Consider the following 18,130-nt stretch of genomic DNA (forward strand, 5'->3'; position numbering starts at 1 on the left):
GACTCCAGTGGTTATTAAATTAGGAATAGAAAATTGTACAAAATAACTTACTGATCTGCTAGTAGCGCAGTCAACATGCTTCTATATTTAGCAGTTTGCTTGTCTTGCTTCAATCGTTCTGCACGAATAATTGCTTTAAAGTCAATTAATGCGACATCGAAATCGTCATTAACGATTACATAATCGTATTCGTTATAGTGTGAGATCTCTGAACGTGCTTCTTCCATACGACGGGCAATAACAGCTTCGCTGTCTTGACCACGAGTATTAAGTCGACGCTCCAATTCCTCTTTTGACGGAGGTAGAATAAACAAGCTTTTAGCGGCTGGCATAAGTTTTCGAATTTGACGGGCACCTTGCCAATCGATATCTAAAAAGACATCAATACCTTTATTCAATTGCTGTTCAATCCATGGACGAGAAGTACCATAGTAATTGCTAAACACTTCGGCATGCTCAAGGAATGCACCTTGTTCTACCAAGTCGGTAAATTCTTCTACGCTAACGAAATTGTAATGAACACCGTTTTCCTCGCCCGGGCGCATGCCACGAGTCGTATGGGACACGGATACTTTCATGTCATAGGTCGGGTTAGTTTCAAGAAGGGCATTAATCAAACTTGATTTACCAGCACCACTTGGGGCCGACACGATGTATAGAGTACCTTTGCTCATTGCCTATTTTCACTCAGTGATAGAAGGGCGCGAAGATTATCACGATCTGCGCATAATTGAAATTAGCTGATTGCTTGAAAATTCATCTTTTTTACGGAGTCAATACAACCTAAGCCTAGCTGGCTTTATTGAGATTTCATAATCAGACGACATTTTCAAACAACTTTCCAAGTTAAATAGCATTAACTTGGAAAGCGTGAGTAGGGATTATTTACTCAATGTTTTGGATTTGCTCGCGCATTTGCTCGATCAATACTTTCAGTTCAACCGCTGATGCTGTTACGTCTGTATTAATTGATTTTGATGCCAATGTGTTTGATTCACGGTTAAATTCTTGCATCATAAAATCAAGACGACGACCACATGCGCCACCTTTAGCGAGAATTTTATTGGTTTCTTTTACATGTGAATCAAGGCGATCAAGCTCTTCGGCAACATCACTTTTTTGCGCCAGCATGATCAGTTCTTGTTCTAGGCGATTGCTGTCTAGATCCACTTTAGCTTCATCAAGACGCGACATAATACGCTCACGTTGCCACACCATAATTTGTGGCATTAAAGTGCGCACTTTGATCGCTTCTGTTGAAATCGCAGCTAAACGTTGGTCGATCAACTGCTTCATGTTGTCGCCTTCGCTAGCACGTGCTGCAATAAAATCATCCATAGCAAGCTCAAAGCCTGCAAGTAGATCTTTATTTATCACGTCTAAATCTTGTTCGGGTGCTTCCATCACGCCCGGCCAGTTAAGCACTTGGAATGGGCCAATATTACCTTCACCTGCCGTTTCTGTTACCCAACGCGCCGCATGAATGACTTGTTTAGCCAAGGCTTCATTGATGGTGAGTTCAGTATTGGCAGCGGTGTTAGCTTCATAACGAAGATTACATTCAACTTTACCGCGTGCTAGACGTTTACGAAAACGCTCACGCAATACCGGCTCAAGGCTACGGAATTGTTCAGGCATACGAATGTAAGTTTCAAGATAACGTTGGTTTACTGAGCGGATTTCCCACACAGCAGTGCCCCAGTCGCCTTTTATTTCGCGACGAGCATAAGCAGTCATACTATGGATCATTGGCTTGTGGCCCTTTGGTTATGATGGTCGCGACGGCTAAACTTAGCGTATTGCACGGTAAGTCTGATCTTTTAATTACAATAGAGGTGCGTCGTAACCGAGTTTTATTATTATATGCGAGATCACAGGTTGTGGGCTACTGCTGTAAATGCAAAACAAGGTTGAATCTATCATTTAAGCGATGGTTTTCTCGTGCACTGGGATTGAGATGTCGCTATAATCGCCGGTTAATATCATCCAGCCAAAGGGAAATCCCGATGCGTCCAAGCGGAAGAAGTGCCACTCAGGTACGTCCAATCACTATTACTCGTAACTATACAGCCCATGCTGAAGGTTCAGTATTGGTTGAATTTGGCAACACCAAAGTAATTTGTACTGCCAGTGTTGAAGAAAATGTGCCGCGTTGGCTTAAAGGTAAAGGCCAAGGTTGGGTGACTGCAGAATATGGTATGTTGCCACGCGCCACGCATACTCGTAATCGCCGTGAAGCGGCTAGCGGTAAGCAAGGCGGTCGCACTATGGAAATTCAACGTCTGATTGCGCGTAGTTTACGTGCTGCGGTTGATTTGAAAGTGCTTGGCGAGCAAATGATCACTGTTGATTGTGATGTGATTCAAGCAGATGGTGGCACACGTACAGCCTCTATCACCGGCGCAATGGTGGCATTGGTCGATGCAATCAATTATATGCTTGAAAAAGGCATGATCAAGAAAAGCCCACTTAAAGGCATGGTTGCTGCAGTGTCGGTTGGTATCTATAAAGGCGAGCCAATTTGCGATCTTGAGTATCTTGAAGATTCCGCCGCTGAAACCGACATGAATGTGGTGATGACCGAAGACGGCAAGATGATTGAGATTCAAGGTACTGCTGAGGGTGAGGCGTTTAGCCATGAAGAGTTGCTGGCAATGCTAGCGCTGGCGAAAGACGGCATAACCGATATTATATCGATGCAGAAACAAGCCTTAGAAAACTAATTGTTAGCGGTTCCTATTGGAGCCGCTTTTTTTTATCTGAAATTTATTGGTTAGAGGAATAATCATTGATTTCAGCGGCAACAATTTTACCACTGAGATGGGTAAAGGTTGCTTCTATCTTCAACATTGTAAAACACGAAAGTCGTTTAAGGAGCCACAATGAAAGCATATCAGCGTCAGTTCATCGAATTTGCCCTAGAAAAAGGCGTATTAAAGTTTGGTGAGTTTACTCTGAAATCGGGTCGTAAAAGTCCGTATTTCTTTAACGCGGGATTATTTAATACTGGTCGTGATCTTGCGCGTCTAGGCCGCTTTTATGCTGCTGCATTGGTTGACGCTAAAATTGAGTTTGATGTGTTATTTGGCCCTGCGTACAAAGGGATCCCAATTGCAACCACCACCGCGGTAGCATTGGCCGATCACCATGATATTGATACGCCATATTGCTTTAACCGTAAAGAAGCTAAAAACCACGGCGAAGGTGGCAACTTAGTTGGTAGCGAACTTGAAGGCCGCATTATGTTAGTTGATGATGTGATCACCGCAGGTACCGCAATTCGTGAATCAATGGAAATTATTAAAGCCAACGGTGCTGATTTAGCTGGCGTATTAGTGGCGATTGATCGTCAAGAAAAAGGCCAAGGCGAATTATCTGCGATTCAAGAAGTCGAGCGTGATTTTGGTTGCGCGGTGATTTCAATTGTCTCGTTAGGTGATGTAGTGACTTATTTAAGTGAGCAAGCGGGCATGGAGCAGCATTTAGCCGCTGTTACTGCGTACCGAACTCAATACGGTGTGTAGTTAGCTTAAATCACTAACGAGTAATAAAAAAGCGAGTCTCGATTGAGGCTCGCTTTTTTTATGACGCTGTTGATGGATTAAATCAATGCTGAGTTTAACTAATCTAGTTGGCCGCTAAGCAGTTGCCAGTAATCATCAAAGTTTTCAGTTGGCTTATATTTAAAGCTTGAACGAACATAACGACTTAAGCTGCCTTCGACTTGGCCTAGTAACTGGGCGGCTAAAATGGATTCATCAATAGGGAAGCCTTTGCCTTCACGTAATTTACGTTCTTTAAGAATTTGACGTAATTGTGATTCAATACGTTCAAATAACTGATTAATGCGTGACTGTAAGCGATCTTGTTCAAACATCAATGCGTGACCGGTCATGATACGGCTCAAACCGGGATTACGCTCACCAAACATTAATATCAGTTGTAGCACCATTCGCAGGCGAGTAAGGGTATCTTTTTCATCGTCAAGAATGCGGTTAATACGGGTAGTAATTGAATCTTCGATAAATTCAATCAGGCCTTCAAACATCCGTGCTTTACTTGGGAAGTGGCGATAGAGTGCAGCTTCCGAGACTCCAACATTAGCCGCCAGCATTTTGGTGGTAATACGTTGGCTTCCTTGATTTGATTCCAACATATGAGCAAGACACTGAAGTATCTCTTCGCGGCGATTGCTTTTTTTGGTGCCAGCCATGAATTATCGTTCCTTTGCAAAATGAGACTGTCCATGGACAGCGTGAAACCCGCTTATCTTAGCGATGCCATTGCGTCGTGAAAAGCACTGGATGATAAATGTATGCAGTTTATCAGTAAAAAAAGCGCAACCCTCAATAGTTGCGCTTTGTGTTTGATCGTTATCGGTTATTTTAGCATCAAAATAAATTCATGCGCTAAAAGGATAAATGCTATTTATTGATGGTAATAAACTTATTGACGACCTGAGTGACCAAAACCACCTTCACCGCGAAGACTTGCGTCATCAAAATCAGTCACAATATTAAATTGTGCTTGTACCACCGGTACAAAAACTAATTGCGCAATACGATCACCGGGCTCAATGGTAAAGGTAGTGTCGCCACGGTTCCAGACAGATACCATCAGTTGGCCTTGATAATCTGAGTCGATTAAACCAACAAGATTACCTAACACAATACCATGCTTATGACCTAGCCCTGAGCGCGGTAAAATCGTTGCTGCAAGATTTGAATCGCCAATATGAATCGCTAAGCCTGTCGGCACGAGGTGAGTTTCTCCTGGTGCTACGGTTAATGCTTGATCAAGACACGCACGTAAATCAAGCCCAGCAGAGCCTGTGGTTGCATAAGTGGGTAATGGAAACTCGGTTCCAACACGAGGGTCAAGAATTTTAAGATCGATAGTGTTCATAATAATGCTCTAGTGCGTGGCGTGTTGATAAAGGGCTACAATTTCAGTTACTAATTGTTGTCCAAGGTCAGATTTAGTGGTTAATGGTAAGGCTTTATCACCATTAGGCCAGTATAAATGGAGTGCATTGGTGTCGCTATTAAAGCCTTGTCCTTGTACTGAAACGTCATTAGCACAAATAAGATCAAGCTTCTTGGTGGCGAGTTTGCCACGCGCATAGTGCTCGACATCCTGAGTTTCAGCGGCAAAGCCAACCGTAAATGGACGCTGGTTAGTTAGCGCAGCAATAGCAGCAACGATATCAGGGTTTTTCACCAGTTGAATGGTCATTGTTTCGTTGTCTGATTGTTTTTTCATTTTTTGTTCAGCAATTTGCGCAGGGCGGAAATCAGCCACTGCGGCACAGGCGATAAATATCTCATTTTTTACCGCGTAAGCTAACGCAGCTTGCTGCATTTCGATAGCGCTACTGACATCAACTCGTGTTACATCTACTGGTGTTGTTAGACTTACTGGGCCACTGATTAAGGTCACATTAGCGCCGCGTTTAGCCGCAGCCTCTGCAATAGCAAACCCCATTTTACCCGAGCTGTAATTACTTAAATAACGCACTGGATCTATCGCTTCACGAGTCGGGCCTGCAGTGATGACGATATTTAATCCTGCCAAATCAGGTTGTAGAAAGAAATCCTCGCAATGGTTTACCAGTTGCATAGGTTCAAGCATTCGCCCTGGACCAACATCACCACAAGCCTGTTCACCACTAGCAGGTCCCCATAACCTAAACCCACGGCGCTGAAGCGTAAGTAGATTCTCTTGAGTCGCAACGTTGCGGTACATTTGCTGGTTCATTGCCGGTGCAACAGCGATAGGTGCGTCAGTGGCTAAACACAGTGTTGAGAGTAAATCATTACCCATCCCAGCACTGATGCGAGCAATTAAGTCAGCTGTTGCTGGCGCGAGTAAAACCAGATCAGCCCATTTAGCCAGTTCAATATGACCCATTGATGCCTCGGCAGAAGGGTCTAATAAGCTACTTGAAACAGGATTTCCCGATACCGCTTGCATGGTTAGTGGTGTAATGAATTCTTGTGCTGCGGTGGTCATTACAACTTGAACTTGTGCGCCGCGTTCAATTAAGCGACGTGTAAGTTCTGCACATTTGTAGGCAGCGATACCGCCGCTAATGCCGAGAAGGATTTTTTTTCCTGCCAGTGTTTGCATGGTTTTGCCTGTGTCTGGAAGCCAATAAATTTTGCTGACACGATAGCATCAAATGTACTAACGATCATCGCTTGCAGTGATGGTTAGTTTTTTTATCAGTGATCTTGCCGAGGTTTTATGATTGTAAATCGACATATCAGCCCTAAAAATTGTCGATGATTTCAAAAAACGCTACAGGGTAGGTTGTGTAAAAAGTGATGGCTGTTTTGCTAGTGGTATACCAATAAGGAGACAGTATGTCGCTTAAGCAATTGCCATTAGCATCGCGTCCGCGAGAAAAATTATTATCTCACGGCTGTGAGTCGCTCACAGATGCTGAATTATTAGCCATTTTTTTACGTACGGGTGTCAAAGGAATGAATGCGTTGGAATTGGCTACGTATTTATTGCAAGAATTTGGATCATTACGTGCTTTGCTGGCTGCAGATAAAGAAACTTTTTGTGAGGTTAAAGGCTTAGGGCCAGCAAAATTTGCTCTTTTGCAGGCCGTTTTAGCGATGGGGGAACGATATTTAGAAGAAATTTTAAAAAAAGATAACGCGCTCACAAATCCACAAAATACACGCAAATATCTGGTCAAAAAATTACGGCATAAACAGCGCGAAGCCTTTTATATCCTATTCCTAGACAACCAACACCGAGTGATTACTGGAGAGGTTTTATTTGAAGGAACGCTTGATTGTGCGAGCGTCTATCCGCGTGAAGTTGTAAAAAGATCGTTAGAACTTAATGCAGCGGCGTTAATTTTAGCGCATAATCACCCATCAGGCGTTGCTGAACCTAGTCAGGCTGACCATCGAATAACCCGCAAGATCAGCGATTCGCTGGCTTTAGTCGATATTCGTGTTCTGGATCATTTTGTTGTCGGTGAGGGAGAAGTTATTTCCTTTGCTGAGCGCGGTTGGCTATAAAATAGACAATTTTCGACAAAAAAAGTGAGAAAGGATCTGCTCGGGACTTGAGCAACTGGTTTTGACTTAGTATAATGCGCGACCTTTGATAGCTGTGGTTATATGTAAAATTGAATTTTACATTAAATTTCCATGGTAGATATCGAGCGAAACGATTTGGAGAAGACAGTAATGTCCCGAGTATGCCAAGTAACTGGTAAGCGTCCTGTAACGGGTAACAACCGTTCACACGCACGTAATGCCACCAAGCGTCGTTTTCTGCCGAACCTGCAAACTCATCGTTTCTGGGTAGAAAGCGAAAAACGCTTCGTTAAACTACGTCTTACTGCTAAAGGTATGCGTATCATTGATAAGAAAGGTATTGATGCCGTTCTTGCAGAGATGCGTGTCCGCGGCGAGAACGTTTAGAGGAATTTGAACAATGGCTAAAGGCATTCGTGAGAAGATCCGTCTAGTATCATCAGCTGGTACAGGCCACTTCTACACTACCGACAAGAACAAGCGCAACATGCCAGGCAAATTTGAGATCAAGAAATTTGATCCAGTAGTTCGCCAGCACGTGCTTTACAAAGAAGCTAAAATCAAGTAATTGGTTTTATCAATCTTTGATAAAAACCCAGCCTAGCTGGGTTTTTTTATATTTAAAATTCAGTCTGCTTTCCCTGCTTTCCCTGCTTTCCCTGCTTTCCCTGCTTTCCCTGCTTTCCCTGTATACTCTGTTAGACACTGCTATAATTGGCTGTTGCTGCCGTTAGTAGCAATGTTATCTTAATCAGTATTGATAATTGCGCATAGGAGCGCCTGAGAATGCGTCTAACGCGACGGGGATGGAATAACGTCATCATCATTGGGGTTTTAGCTTTTATCGCTGTCATACAGCTTCCAGAGCTTCTTCGTGATCGTTTCACCGCTACATCGACGGTAAGTGCGTCATCAAAGGTAATTCCATTATTTACTCAGGATCGTATTATTCGACGATTGGTGTTACCAACAATGACTTTTCAGCAGTCAGCGACAGGTTGGAAGAGTCAGCCTTTGGTGGCATTCGATATCACAGCTGTTATTGCTCGTTGGCAAACTTTGAAAGGGACCCAAATTAGCCAACAGCAGTTATCGGTATTAAAAAAACAATTGCTGCTGCCGTACACTGTTGAGGCATGGTTTGTGGGTCTGCCGCAACCCCAGCGGATCACCGCTTATCAATTATCGCATTTTTGGTTGTTAAACACTGGCACTGGCGATTGGTTAGCGGTAACTGTGGCTGATGATTTGCTATTCCCACCGTTATCGTCAAAATTATCATTATTATCGGAGTAAGCAAAAGATGCCTGAATTACCTGAAGTTGAAGTAACTCGCATGGGGATCACCCCGCATGTTGTTGGGCAAACGGTGACTAAAATTATCATTCGTAATTCAAGATTACGCTGGCCAATTCCTGAGGCGATTAAAAATATTGAAGGGCAGGTGATTCACAAGGTTGTTCGACGAGCCAAATATTTATTATTAGAAACTGATATCGGTTACGCAGTCGTTCATCTAGGTATGTCGGGTAGTTTACGTATATTACCTGCGGGCTCAGTGGTTGAAAAACATGATCATGTCGATGTGGTATTAGCCAGTGGTGAGATCCTACGTTATAACGATCCTCGCCGCTTTGGTGCATGGTTATGGCAACAGATAGGGGAAGACCATCCGGTATTAGAGAAAATGGGCCCAGAGCCATTGAGTGATGATTTTAATGGGGATTATTTGGTTGCGAAGGCAAAAGCAAAGCGTAAAGCGATAAAATTACTGATCATGGATAATCATGTTGTGGTCGGCGTCGGTAATATTTATGCCAATGAATCGCTATTTGCTGCAGGAATAGATCCACAATGCCCAGCAGGTAAAGTCTCATTACAAAAGTTACAATTGCTGGTAAATGAAATAAAAACCGTATTACACAAAGCGATTGCTCAAGGCGGAACAACCTTAAAAGACTTTAAAAATGCCGATGGCAAACCAGGTTATTTTGCACAAGAATTACAAGTTTATGGTAAAGGTGGTCAGCCCTGCCCACGTTGTGGTGAGCTTTTAACAGAAATAAAGCTCGGTCAACGAGCCACGGTTTTTTGTGGAAAGTGTCAGCACTGAGTTAGTTATTTATTCGATTTTTATTAAGCATAGGTTCATTTTTTTTGAGCAGTAATCTTTACCAATATTGCTATCATAGCTAAGATTTTTATAAAAATAATGCGTATTTTTGAAACACAGAAAGGGCTAGAAGATGAAATATTTAGTAACTGGAGCCGCTGGTTTTATTGGTAGTGCAGTGACAGAGCGTTTATGTGCTCAAGGCCACCAAGTAGTTGGTATCGATAACCTTAATGATTATTATGAAGTTGCGCTAAAGCATGCACGCTTAGATCGTATCAAGCATGATAATTTTAGCTTTATTGAAATGGATCTTGCTGATCGTGAAGCGATTGCGAATCTATTTGCGGAACAACAATTTAATCGAGTGATCCATCTGGCTGGTCAAGCGGGTGTACGTTATTCAATAGATAATCCAATGGCTTATGGTGATAGTAACTTAATTGGCTATTTGACTATCCTTGAAGGCTGCCGTCATAACAAGGTTGAGCACCTTGTTTATGCTTCATCAAGTTCTGTCTATGGCTTAAATCAAAAGATGCCATTTGATACCGCTGATAGCGTTGATCACCCGGTCTCATTGTATGCCGCAGCCAAAAAAGCCAATGAACTGATGGCGCACAGCTACTCACACCTTTACGGCATTCCGACGACAGGCTTACGTTTCTTTACTGTTTATGGCCCGTGGGGTCGTCCTGATATGGCATTGTTTAAATTTACTAATGCGATCATGGAAGGCAAAGAGATTGATATTTATAACAATGGTGATATGAGCCGTGACTTTACTTATATCGATGATATTGTTGAAGGTATTATTCGGATTCAGGATGTGATTCCACAGCCAAACCCTGAGTGGACAGTTGAAACAGGCTCACCAGCGACGAGCTCTGCGCCATACCGTATTTATAATATTGGTCATGGCAGCCCAGTCAAATTAATGGATTATGTTGAAGCACTTGAAGAATCACTAGGTGTTGAAGCGAAGAAAAACTTTATGCCAATGCAACCAGGTGATGTTTACATGACGTATGCTGATACCGATGATTTATTTGCGGCAACCGGCTATAAGCCAGCAGTTGAGGTTAAACCTGGTGTACAAGCCTTTGTTGATTGGTATCGCGACTACTATAACAAATAAGCTATACTCATTTGAGTAGAAAAGGGAGCCGATGTGCTCCCTTTTTTTATTTATATTTGAGTAAATTTAGCCAATAAGGCTTGAGTGATGATCGGATCAACAAATTGACTCACATCCCCTTTATGGAGCGCGACTTCTTTAACTATAGTTGAAGAAATAAATGAATTTTCTTCAGCTGGGGTTAAAAAGACCGTTTCAAGTTCAGGCATCAAACGGCGATTCATATTTGCAAGTTGAAATTCATATTCAAAATCAGACACCGCACGTAACCCACGCACTAAAATATTGGCGTTGTGCTCTTTGGCAAAATTGACCAATAATCCAGAAAAACCAACAATCTCAACATTAGGCAAATGTACTGTGATTTGTTGGGCAAGTTCAACTCGTTCTTCTAATGTGAATAATGGTTTTTTAGTTGGATTAAACGCCACACCAACAATGACATGATCAAACATGGCCGCAGCGCGCTCAATAAGATCAAGGTGGCCGTTAGTAATTGGATCAAAGGTACCGGGATAGATAACACGTGTTGTCATAGTGGGCTACTTATTTTGTTTAAGGTAAAGGCCAATATATTTATTAAGTACATATTGCGCATTAATACAGGCAATAATAAAACCATGCTTACCATCAAGGAAGCCGCGTTTAATAAAATAGGTCCGTATAAAGCTAAACACAGCATGTCCAATAGCTGATGCGATAGAGGTTTTTTTGCCTTGTAAGTGCTTTTCTTTGGCCCATAGTTCAGCATATTTTGATTGTTTTTTTTGAAACTCAAAGAAATCATCAAAGGTATAATGCTCTAAGTCACCTGCGATCTTTATCACTTGGCATCCTGAAGGAATGATCACCGATTCATGTACCTGAACATCATTATAGTGAGTTTCTTGAGGACGATATAAACGTACAATCCAATCAGGGTGCCAGCCAGCGTGGCGAATAAACTTTCCAAATGCAGTACTGAGGCGGTTAATGCTATAAACCACATTATGTTGATTGGCTTGGAGTGCATTTTGAATGGATTGTTTTAGCTCTGGCGTGATACGTTCATCAGCATCAAGCCATAGCACATAATCACTGTTGACATACTGTTGAGCAAGCTGACGTTGCTTACCAAATCCAGGCCACTGCGTATTGACATAAAAGTTGTCAGTATAGCGACGAGCAATGGTTTCTGTTTCATCTGTGCTGCCGGAATCTAGAATAATTATTTCGTCTACCCAGTCTTTCACTGTATCTAGACATGCTGCAAGATGCTTGGCTTCATTTTTAACAATTAATGCAACACCAAGTGTCGGTTTGCCTGTTGATATGCTCATGTGTTTTCCTTTGCAGCTTATGACATTGGTGATGATAGCGATAGAATGAGATCAAGTTTTTCTTTTACCATCGCCACACTAATTTGCGGCATGATATCGCTGCCTTTGACACGTGCTCCCCATGGTAACTCACCCAATGGTTTACCGTAATGTTGTTCCGCGACTTGCTGATACACACTAACAGTGTAGGGCTGTGATAAATACGGGCCAGTACGGGCTGGGTTACTATGACCATAGAGTCCAATTACTGGCGTATTTTGGGTCGTTGCTAAGTGGGCCGGGCCTGAGTCTGGCGCAAGCACAACAGTCGCTGCACGTAATAATGCCGTCAACTGTAAGAGGGTTGTTTTACCGATCAAATTAGTGATTGCTGCTTGGCTATGGCTGATAATTTGTTGGCCTAATTGTTGCTCACGCTCAGTGGGTGAACCGCAGAGTATAACGGTCAAGCCTTTCGTTGCTGCATAATCTGCAATGGCGGCATAGCGCTCAGGGAGCCAGTTTCGTTCATCTTTACTGGCTGCCGGTGATATCACTAATGTTGGCTGATGAATATATTGTTCAGCAATGCTGTTATCTGCTGTGGTAAGTGGAATGTTCCACTCTGGGGTCGTAAATGGCACGCCAATAAAACGTGCAAAATCAGCCATATTATCGAGAACATGTATACTGTCGGTATTGGGTAAGTGCTGATTAGTAACCAACCACTGTCCTTCTTTGGTTCTATTTTTACTAAACCCAACCCGATACTTAGCTTTGATACCTAAAGATAGTACACTTGCACGTAAGGCAACTTGCATATCGAGTAGTACATCAAAACGGTGTGATTTAAGTTGTTGCCAAACGTGTTTAATGCCATTCCAGCCGGCTTTTTTATCAAAACTGATCACCTTAATATTGGGTAATGCATTGATTAACTGTGCTTCTACCTTACCAGCAACCCAAGTGATTTCAGTTGTTGGCCACTGGCGTTGGATGGCTTGAACAACAGTAATCGCATGGCATACGTCACCAATAGCAGATAAACGTAAGATACAAATTGAACGTGGTGGCGTTGAGAACAGAGCCATGAGATTACCTTATTAAAAGTGGTCGGTGAATTATGCCGTTAGCCATTGAAATTGTAAAACATTCAACAATAAATGCGAGAGAGGCTGTAGTGCAGGAAATTATCAGTAACAACCAGGCCATTTGGTTTGATAGCGATTATCTAAGTGCAGATCCGCATGGTTGCTTTGATATTGAGTATTGGCGTCAGCGTGATGCAGTTATTGGTTCCGCCGAGGGGCGTGGCACAACATGGTTTGTTGCCGATGAAAAACTGGAAATGGCATTGCGTCATTATCACCGTGGGGGGCTGTTTGCTAAAGTGAACAATGATAGCTATTGGTTCTCTAATTGGAATAACACTCGTAGTGGGGCTGAGTTAGCATTATTAAAATTATTACGTGATGGTGGGGTTAATGTGCCACGTCCCGTTGCCGCGCGTGCAGTTAAAAAAGGTCTGACATATAAAGCGGATATTTTGGTGGAGAAGGTTGCCAATAGCCGTGATTTAGTGGCATTGCTACGAAGCCAAACGGTCGCGGCAACAGTGTGGCGTGATATTGGTGAAATGATAGGTAAGATGCATGATTTACAAGTGTGTCACACCGATTTAAATGCCCATAATATTTTATTAGACGATAGTCAGCGCCCATGGCTGATTGATTTTGATAAGTGTGATTGTCGTGACGGTGATGATTGGAAAGTCGAGAATTTGGCACGTTTAAAGCGCTCTTTTCTCAAAGAAGTCGATAAACGTGCGATTAAATGGTGCGAAGATGATTGGGTTGCTTTGTGTGATGGCTATGCACACAAAAGTCAGCTTCGAATTACTATTGGTTAAGGATTAATTATCTACTAAATAGTTGCTAATGCTCGCGATAGTTTTATTCACCGCACCTTGGTTTTCTATCACTATTCTTTGGCCCTGCGCCCCCATCTGTTGTTGGCGTTTCGGGTCATTAAATAAGGCTATTAATTGTTGCGCTAATTGGCGCCTATTATGACAGATTTCAATCGCATCAGCGGCTAATAATTGCTGAGTGATATCCTCAAAATTATAATAACTAGGGCCGATAATGGCTGGCTTCGCCACCGCTGCTGGCTCTAATAGATTATGTCCACCCACTTTTTCACCAACTAAACTTCCTCCCATAAAAGTCATATCAGCAGTGGCCAGCATGACTAACATTTCTCCCATCGTATCAGCAAGATATAATTGAGTGTTCGTATTGATTGGCGTGGTGTCTGTACGACGATGGACTTGTAAACCGCGATCTAACGCAAGTTTAGCCACACTGTCAAACCGTTCAGGGTGACGCGGCACAATTATCACCATCGCATTGGAGTACTGTTGTTGCACGGTTTGATATGCATCCAGTACTTGTTCATCTTCACCTTGATGTGTGCTAGCTGCGACAAAAATAGGGCGCTCTATACCGAGTTGCTGGCGTAGTTGGTGTGCTTGTTCAAAAACGGTGTCAGCAATACTGATGTCATATTTGATTGAGCCCGTCACCGTCAGCTGATGTTGTTGAGCGCCAATGGTAATAAATCGTTGGGCATCATCATTATGTAAACATAGAATTCTATCTATTTTATTGATTAATTGATGAGTAAAAAAACTAAACGATTGGTAGCGCTTGGCTGAGCGTTCCGATAAGCGTGCATTAACAATGATCGTGGGAATTTTTTGGTGGTGAACACAAGTTAAGGTATTAAGCCATAATTCTTTTTCGACGATAAGAAATAATCTTGGCTTTATAACTTTTAAAAAACCACGCACACACCACCCAAAATCAATTGGCATATAACGATGTTCAACCAAATCACCTAATTTTGCTATTTGCTCAGCACCGGTGCTGGTGGTAGTGGTCACCACAATGGCTTGCTCAGGGTAGGCTTGTTTAAGTGCTTTGATAACAGGCACGATCGCAATAGCCTCACCGACTGACGCTGCATGAATCCAAATTGGTTGTTCTGTTGTGAGCAAAGAGGGTGTGAAACCAAAATGCTCTTTCCAGCGCGCACCAAAAGCAGGTTTTCCGGGTTTGGTACGGTAAAGCCCCCATAATAATATGGGAGCGATCAGGGTTAACAATAAGGTATATAAAGTTCGAATCATAATGTCTGTAAATTACTAATAGCGGTGATGACTTGTTGTGGTGAAATCTCAGTCATGCATTTATTGTGCTTCAAAGGACATTCACGTTTAAAGCACGGTCGACATTCAATATCAGTATGTAAAATAGCTTTTTTATGGGTGAGTGGCGGAGTGTAATTTGGTGTAGTTGGTCCATAAAGAGCAACAACATTGCATTGTACCGCTGCCGCAACATGCATTAAGCCCGAGTCATTACCGATAACTGTTGAGCATGATGCTAGTAGATCGATAACATCAGTGAGTGATGTTTTACCTGCTAAGTTATGACAATATTGTTGGGCATTATTAGATAAAGATTTTTCAATTTGGTCGGTTAATTTTTTTTCATTATCTGAGCCAAATAATAGAATATTACAACCAGCCTCTATAAGCGTTTTAGCCACTGATGCATAATGATCAATTGGCCAGCATTTAGCCGAACCGTAAGCGGCTCCAGGACAAAGTGCAATTGAGGTGCGGTTTTGGTTAACGTTAAACTTTTCAAGCACCTGCTGTTGATTTTGAGTGTCAATAGTCAGAGCAGGGAAAGGCATATCAGTTAGGCAACCGGAACCTGTCATCGCAGAAGCTGGATGAGCCAAAGCAATATAACGTTCAATCATTAAATTAAATGATTTTTTGTTGTTACGTAAATCATTAAGTAGCCCGTAACGTATTTCACCTTTCCAGCCGGTACGAGTTGGAATATTGGCAAAAAAGGGAATAAGCGCTGATTTGGCTGAATTAGGTAGAATATAAGCGTGATCATAGTTGTCATCACGTAATACTTTACCTAATTGGTAGCGAGCAAAGAAGTTGAAGTCGCCATGGCCAAGAGGCATTTCAATGGTGTTATTTATTTCTGGCATACGTGCCAATACTGTTTTACACCAACCTGGCGCCATTACGTCAATGATACAATCAGGGTGTTGTCTTTTTAATTCAATATATAAGCACTGCGACATCACCATGTCGCCAATCCATGATGGACCAATGATTAAAATTTTAGTCATAAATAATTTACCGAGTTAAGATTCTCTGGCCGAGTAATGGGTGTGAGTTAATTACAGATTTAAAAAATCGAGATACTCTTGAGGCACACCACAAAAAATCACTTGCTGGCGATCTATTTGATGATAATGGATCTTTTTGCCTGCGTCGATTACAACAACGGTAGAAAAAGTGGCATTAAATAATAAATGATCCTGTAATAATGACAGGATCATAATATATTTTTCACCATAATTTATTGTTTTAATAAGCGTTCAAAAAATGCCAGATGTTGCTGTGCTGTATTTTCAACAGAAAGCGTCGTAGTTATATAGTGTTGGGCTTTTAAGCCCATGTTTTTAGCTTCTGTACTATGGCTATACAGGTAATTAATTTTATCGGCAATTGCGTGAGCGTTATTGGTTTCAACCACAAATCCAGAGATACCATCCTCTACGATTTCAGCGTTACCTCCAGTCATCGTAACAATCGACGGTACTGCCATTGCCATCGCTTCGATAACTGTTTTTGGTAGACCTTCACCACTGACAGAAGGCTGAATTTGCACATTAGCTACTGCCATTAACTCTGGTACATCAGTGCGGTAGCCAAGAAAGTGAATATTATTTGGATAAGGTGCTTGTTGGGCTAATTGTTGATTTACAGTGGTATCAATTCCGCGCCCAGCCAGTAATAAATGAATATTAGACTTTTTTACTAGATATTGCATTGCTTCTAATAGCACATGTACGCCTTTACTCGGACGTGCGTTAGCAACACAAATAATTACGAAGTCATCAGCTGTAATATTTAAGAAACTTAGATCGGCTGCTTGAGTTTGGTACCAGGACAGATTATGGCCTTTGTGAATCGCAACAACATTATGTTGGTTTGACCACACCTGTTTAGCGACATCCTCTCGTACTTTATCTGCCACGCATGAAATACCATTCACGCGAGGATGAAGATGAGTTAAATATGCACTAGGGTCATGGCGATATAAACCGCCAACGGTTCCTCGGTAAGTAACAAGTTTTGTGGCAGGAAAACCGATACAAGCAAAGGCTGCATTTGGAATCGTTCGTGAATTGGTCGCATAAACGATATCGTATTGGTTCTGTTTAAGCTCATGGCGAAGAAGTTTAATGGTGTTGCAGCATATTTTTTTGTCGGGTATCCATCAATGACTTTAATGCCTTGTTCGTGAAAACGGGCCACATAATCAGCATTACCTTGAGTCACAACCGTTACTTGATGGCCTTGTTGTGCCATTGCAATGATCATTTCAGCTTCAGGTCTAACGCTGTTCCATGCATCTATGTATGAACTGAATACCATTATTTTCATTGTAGATCTCAATATTTAGCAAGAAGAAGTTAATAAGAGCTTGTAGGCATTTTTATAGGTTACAATACACGAAAACATTATGAAATATTGGTCTGAGTTTTTATAGTGTAGATTTAAGTAAAAGGTGGTTATTACAGATAGTAAAACCACCATTATTTTTTGCTATTGGTAAGTACAATGAATGATTTAAAAGGATATGATGAAAGTACTTCTTATTAGTCTCGCTTCTTCAACAACAAGAAGAGATAATGTAGAGGCTATACTCAAGAGACATAGAATTAGCTATGATATTATTGATGCTGTTGATGGACGGTTAGGAATCGATCCCTTATTGCAGCGTTATGATGAAACTGGTTTTATTCGTCATCGTGGCCGTAAAGCTTTGGCTGGAGAGCTGGGCTGTTACGCGAGTCATATTTTAGCTTGGCAACAAGTCATTAAGCTCGATCAACCAGTAGTTGTTCTTGAAGATGATTTTATTCTTCGAGATGATTTTTGTGCGTTAATTGAAGTGGCTAAATTATGGACGAATAAGCATCATTTTATTCGACTTGAGCCATGGAAAACCAAGCTTTTTTATTCAGTTGCTGAGCAGAATGAGATCAAATTAGTTAAATTTTTAAAAGTACCCCAATGCACTACTGGGTATTTTATTTCGCCACATTGTGCGCAGGCATTTTTAAATGCAAGCGAAAAAATGATTTTACCTGTGGATGTATTTATTCGTAATACATATTTGCATCGCCAAGCTATTTATGGACTTTATCCTGCTCCGGTTAGTCCTGGTGGCGATAAAAATTCGACGATTGGTTGCCGTAAACAAAAAGTCATGCAGCCATTAGTGAGAATTAAAAAGTTAGTAACACGATTATATTCTAGTTTTTTATGTGCATTCGTTAATATGATTTCCCGCTAGGCATTATGCTTTAGCTGATGTTTTTAAATGTAATTATTCATATTTTGTATTTATATATT

At 41.7% G+C, this 18,130-nt stretch carries 21 protein-coding genes and 1 pseudogene; 10 read left to right on the plus strand and 12 right to left on the minus strand.

Annotated elements, in window-relative coordinates:
- Window positions 1-47 precede the first annotated feature (47 nt).
- Both gmk and BTN98_RS17130 read right to left on the minus strand, forming a co-directional pair.
- A complete protein-coding gene (gmk, locus tag BTN98_RS17125) occupies window positions 48-674 on the minus strand; it encodes a guanylate kinase (protein ID WP_036789325.1) in 627 nt (208 codons plus the stop codon).
- A gap of 211 nt (window positions 675-885) precedes the next feature.
- Window positions 886-1,749: a YicC/YloC family endoribonuclease gene (locus BTN98_RS17130; RefSeq protein ID WP_060997761.1), complete on the minus strand. Its 864-nt coding sequence runs from the start codon at window positions 1,747-1,749 to the stop codon at window positions 886-888.
- A gap of 257 nt (window positions 1,750-2,006) precedes the next feature.
- Here BTN98_RS17130 and rph point away from each other — a divergent pair, with 257 nt between their 5' ends.
- Complete coding sequence (gene rph, locus BTN98_RS17135) at window positions 2,007-2,723, plus strand: ribonuclease PH (protein ID WP_036789329.1); 717 nt, start codon at window positions 2,007-2,009, stop codon at window positions 2,721-2,723.
- 159 nt (window positions 2,724-2,882) lie between these two features.
- On the plus strand, window positions 2,883-3,524 hold the full coding sequence (gene pyrE, locus BTN98_RS17140) for an orotate phosphoribosyltransferase (protein WP_060997762.1): 642 nt from the start codon (window positions 2,883-2,885) through the stop codon (window positions 3,522-3,524).
- Between the two features lie 98 nt (window positions 3,525-3,622).
- Here pyrE and slmA read toward each other — a convergent pair whose 3' ends face one another.
- The 3 genes from slmA to coaBC form a co-directional block, all read right to left on the minus strand.
- The gene (slmA, locus tag BTN98_RS17145) at window positions 3,623-4,213 is read right to left on the minus strand and encodes a nucleoid occlusion factor SlmA (protein ID WP_060997763.1); all 591 of its coding nucleotides are present in this window, start codon (window positions 4,211-4,213) and stop codon (window positions 3,623-3,625) included.
- A gap of 233 nt (window positions 4,214-4,446) precedes the next feature.
- Complete coding sequence (gene dut / locus BTN98_RS17150; RefSeq protein WP_060997764.1) at window positions 4,447-4,905, minus strand: dUTP diphosphatase; 459 nt, start codon at window positions 4,903-4,905, stop codon at window positions 4,447-4,449.
- 9 nt (window positions 4,906-4,914) lie between these two features.
- Window positions 4,915-6,129, minus strand: a complete 1,215-nt coding sequence (gene coaBC, locus BTN98_RS17155) for a bifunctional phosphopantothenoylcysteine decarboxylase/phosphopantothenate--cysteine ligase CoaBC (protein WP_060997765.1) — start codon at window positions 6,127-6,129, stop codon at window positions 4,915-4,917.
- Between the two features lie 236 nt (window positions 6,130-6,365).
- Between coaBC and radC the strand changes: the two genes are divergently transcribed.
- From radC to BTN98_RS17185, 6 genes are all read left to right on the plus strand, one after another.
- Window positions 6,366-7,040, plus strand: coding sequence for a RadC family protein (radC, locus tag BTN98_RS17160; protein ID WP_060997766.1), 675 nt, complete (start codon window positions 6,366-6,368; stop codon window positions 7,038-7,040).
- A 171-nt stretch (window positions 7,041-7,211) separates the two neighbouring features.
- Entirely contained in the window at window positions 7,212-7,448 is a 237-nt protein-coding gene (rpmB, locus tag BTN98_RS17165) for a 50S ribosomal protein L28 (RefSeq protein WP_060997767.1), read from the plus strand.
- Between the two features lie 13 nt (window positions 7,449-7,461).
- A complete protein-coding gene (gene rpmG / locus BTN98_RS17170) occupies window positions 7,462-7,629 on the plus strand; it encodes a 50S ribosomal protein L33 (RefSeq protein WP_005371942.1) in 168 nt (55 codons plus the stop codon).
- 218 nt (window positions 7,630-7,847) lie between these two features.
- Complete coding sequence (locus tag BTN98_RS17175; protein WP_060997768.1) at window positions 7,848-8,357, plus strand: hypothetical protein; 510 nt, start codon at window positions 7,848-7,850, stop codon at window positions 8,355-8,357.
- Window positions 8,358-8,364: 7 nt separating this feature from the next.
- Window positions 8,365-9,174, plus strand: a complete 810-nt coding sequence (gene mutM / locus BTN98_RS17180) for a bifunctional DNA-formamidopyrimidine glycosylase/DNA-(apurinic or apyrimidinic site) lyase (protein WP_060997769.1) — start codon at window positions 8,365-8,367, stop codon at window positions 9,172-9,174.
- A gap of 133 nt (window positions 9,175-9,307) precedes the next feature.
- Window positions 9,308-10,312 carry an NAD-dependent epimerase gene (locus BTN98_RS17185; protein ID WP_060997770.1) on the plus strand — a complete coding sequence of 335 codons (1,005 nt, stop codon included), beginning with the start codon at window positions 9,308-9,310 and terminating at the stop codon, window positions 10,310-10,312.
- A 50-nt stretch (window positions 10,313-10,362) separates the two neighbouring features.
- Here BTN98_RS17185 and coaD read toward each other — a convergent pair whose 3' ends face one another.
- Genes coaD through BTN98_RS17200 form a run of 3 tightly spaced genes read right to left on the minus strand, consistent with a single transcriptional unit; the run spans window position 10,363 to window position 12,701 of the window.
- The gene (coaD, locus tag BTN98_RS17190; RefSeq protein ID WP_060997771.1) at window positions 10,363-10,848 is read right to left on the minus strand and encodes a pantetheine-phosphate adenylyltransferase; all 486 of its coding nucleotides are present in this window, start codon (window positions 10,846-10,848) and stop codon (window positions 10,363-10,365) included.
- A gap of 6 nt (window positions 10,849-10,854) precedes the next feature.
- Complete coding sequence (locus BTN98_RS17195; protein ID WP_060997772.1) at window positions 10,855-11,631, minus strand: glycosyltransferase family 2 protein; 777 nt, start codon at window positions 11,629-11,631, stop codon at window positions 10,855-10,857.
- Between the two features lie 17 nt (window positions 11,632-11,648).
- On the minus strand, window positions 11,649-12,701 hold the full coding sequence (locus BTN98_RS17200; protein ID WP_060997773.1) for a glycosyltransferase family 9 protein: 1,053 nt from the start codon (window positions 12,699-12,701) through the stop codon (window positions 11,649-11,651).
- Between the two features lie 89 nt (window positions 12,702-12,790).
- On the opposite strand from BTN98_RS17200, the gene BTN98_RS17205 reads away from it, so the two are divergent.
- On the plus strand, window positions 12,791-13,519 hold the full coding sequence (locus tag BTN98_RS17205; RefSeq protein WP_060997853.1) for a 3-deoxy-D-manno-octulosonic acid kinase: 729 nt from the start codon (window positions 12,791-12,793) through the stop codon (window positions 13,517-13,519).
- Window positions 13,520-13,522: 3 nt separating this feature from the next.
- On the opposite strand, the gene waaA is transcribed toward BTN98_RS17205, so the two are convergent.
- The 4 genes and pseudogenes from waaA to BTN98_RS17220 form a co-directional block, all read right to left on the minus strand.
- Complete coding sequence (waaA, locus tag BTN98_RS17210; RefSeq protein WP_060997774.1) at window positions 13,523-14,803, minus strand: lipid IV(A) 3-deoxy-D-manno-octulosonic acid transferase; 1,281 nt, start codon at window positions 14,801-14,803, stop codon at window positions 13,523-13,525.
- On the minus strand, window positions 14,797-15,831 hold the full coding sequence (waaF, locus tag BTN98_RS17215) for a lipopolysaccharide heptosyltransferase II (protein WP_060997775.1): 1,035 nt from the start codon (window positions 15,829-15,831) through the stop codon (window positions 14,797-14,799). Before waaF ends, waaA begins: the two co-directional genes overlap by 7 nt.
- A 51-nt stretch (window positions 15,832-15,882) precedes the next feature.
- A complete protein-coding gene (locus BTN98_RS20890) occupies window positions 15,883-16,044 on the minus strand; it encodes a hypothetical protein (protein WP_156451831.1) in 162 nt (53 codons plus the stop codon).
- Window positions 16,045-16,064: 20 nt separating this feature from the next.
- Window positions 16,065-17,155: pseudogene (locus BTN98_RS17220) on the minus strand (glycosyltransferase family 4 protein).
- Between the two features lie 196 nt (window positions 17,156-17,351).
- On the opposite strand from BTN98_RS17220, the gene BTN98_RS17225 reads away from it, so the two are divergent.
- Window positions 17,352-18,071: a glycosyltransferase family 25 protein gene (locus BTN98_RS17225; protein ID WP_082732134.1), complete on the plus strand. Its 720-nt coding sequence runs from the start codon at window positions 17,352-17,354 to the stop codon at window positions 18,069-18,071.
- Window positions 18,072-18,130 lie beyond the last annotated feature (59 nt).

It is taken from the genome of Photobacterium aquimaris (assembly GCF_002954455.1).
GTDB classification, from domain to species: Bacteria; Pseudomonadota; Gammaproteobacteria; order Enterobacterales; family Vibrionaceae; genus Photobacterium; species Photobacterium aquimaris.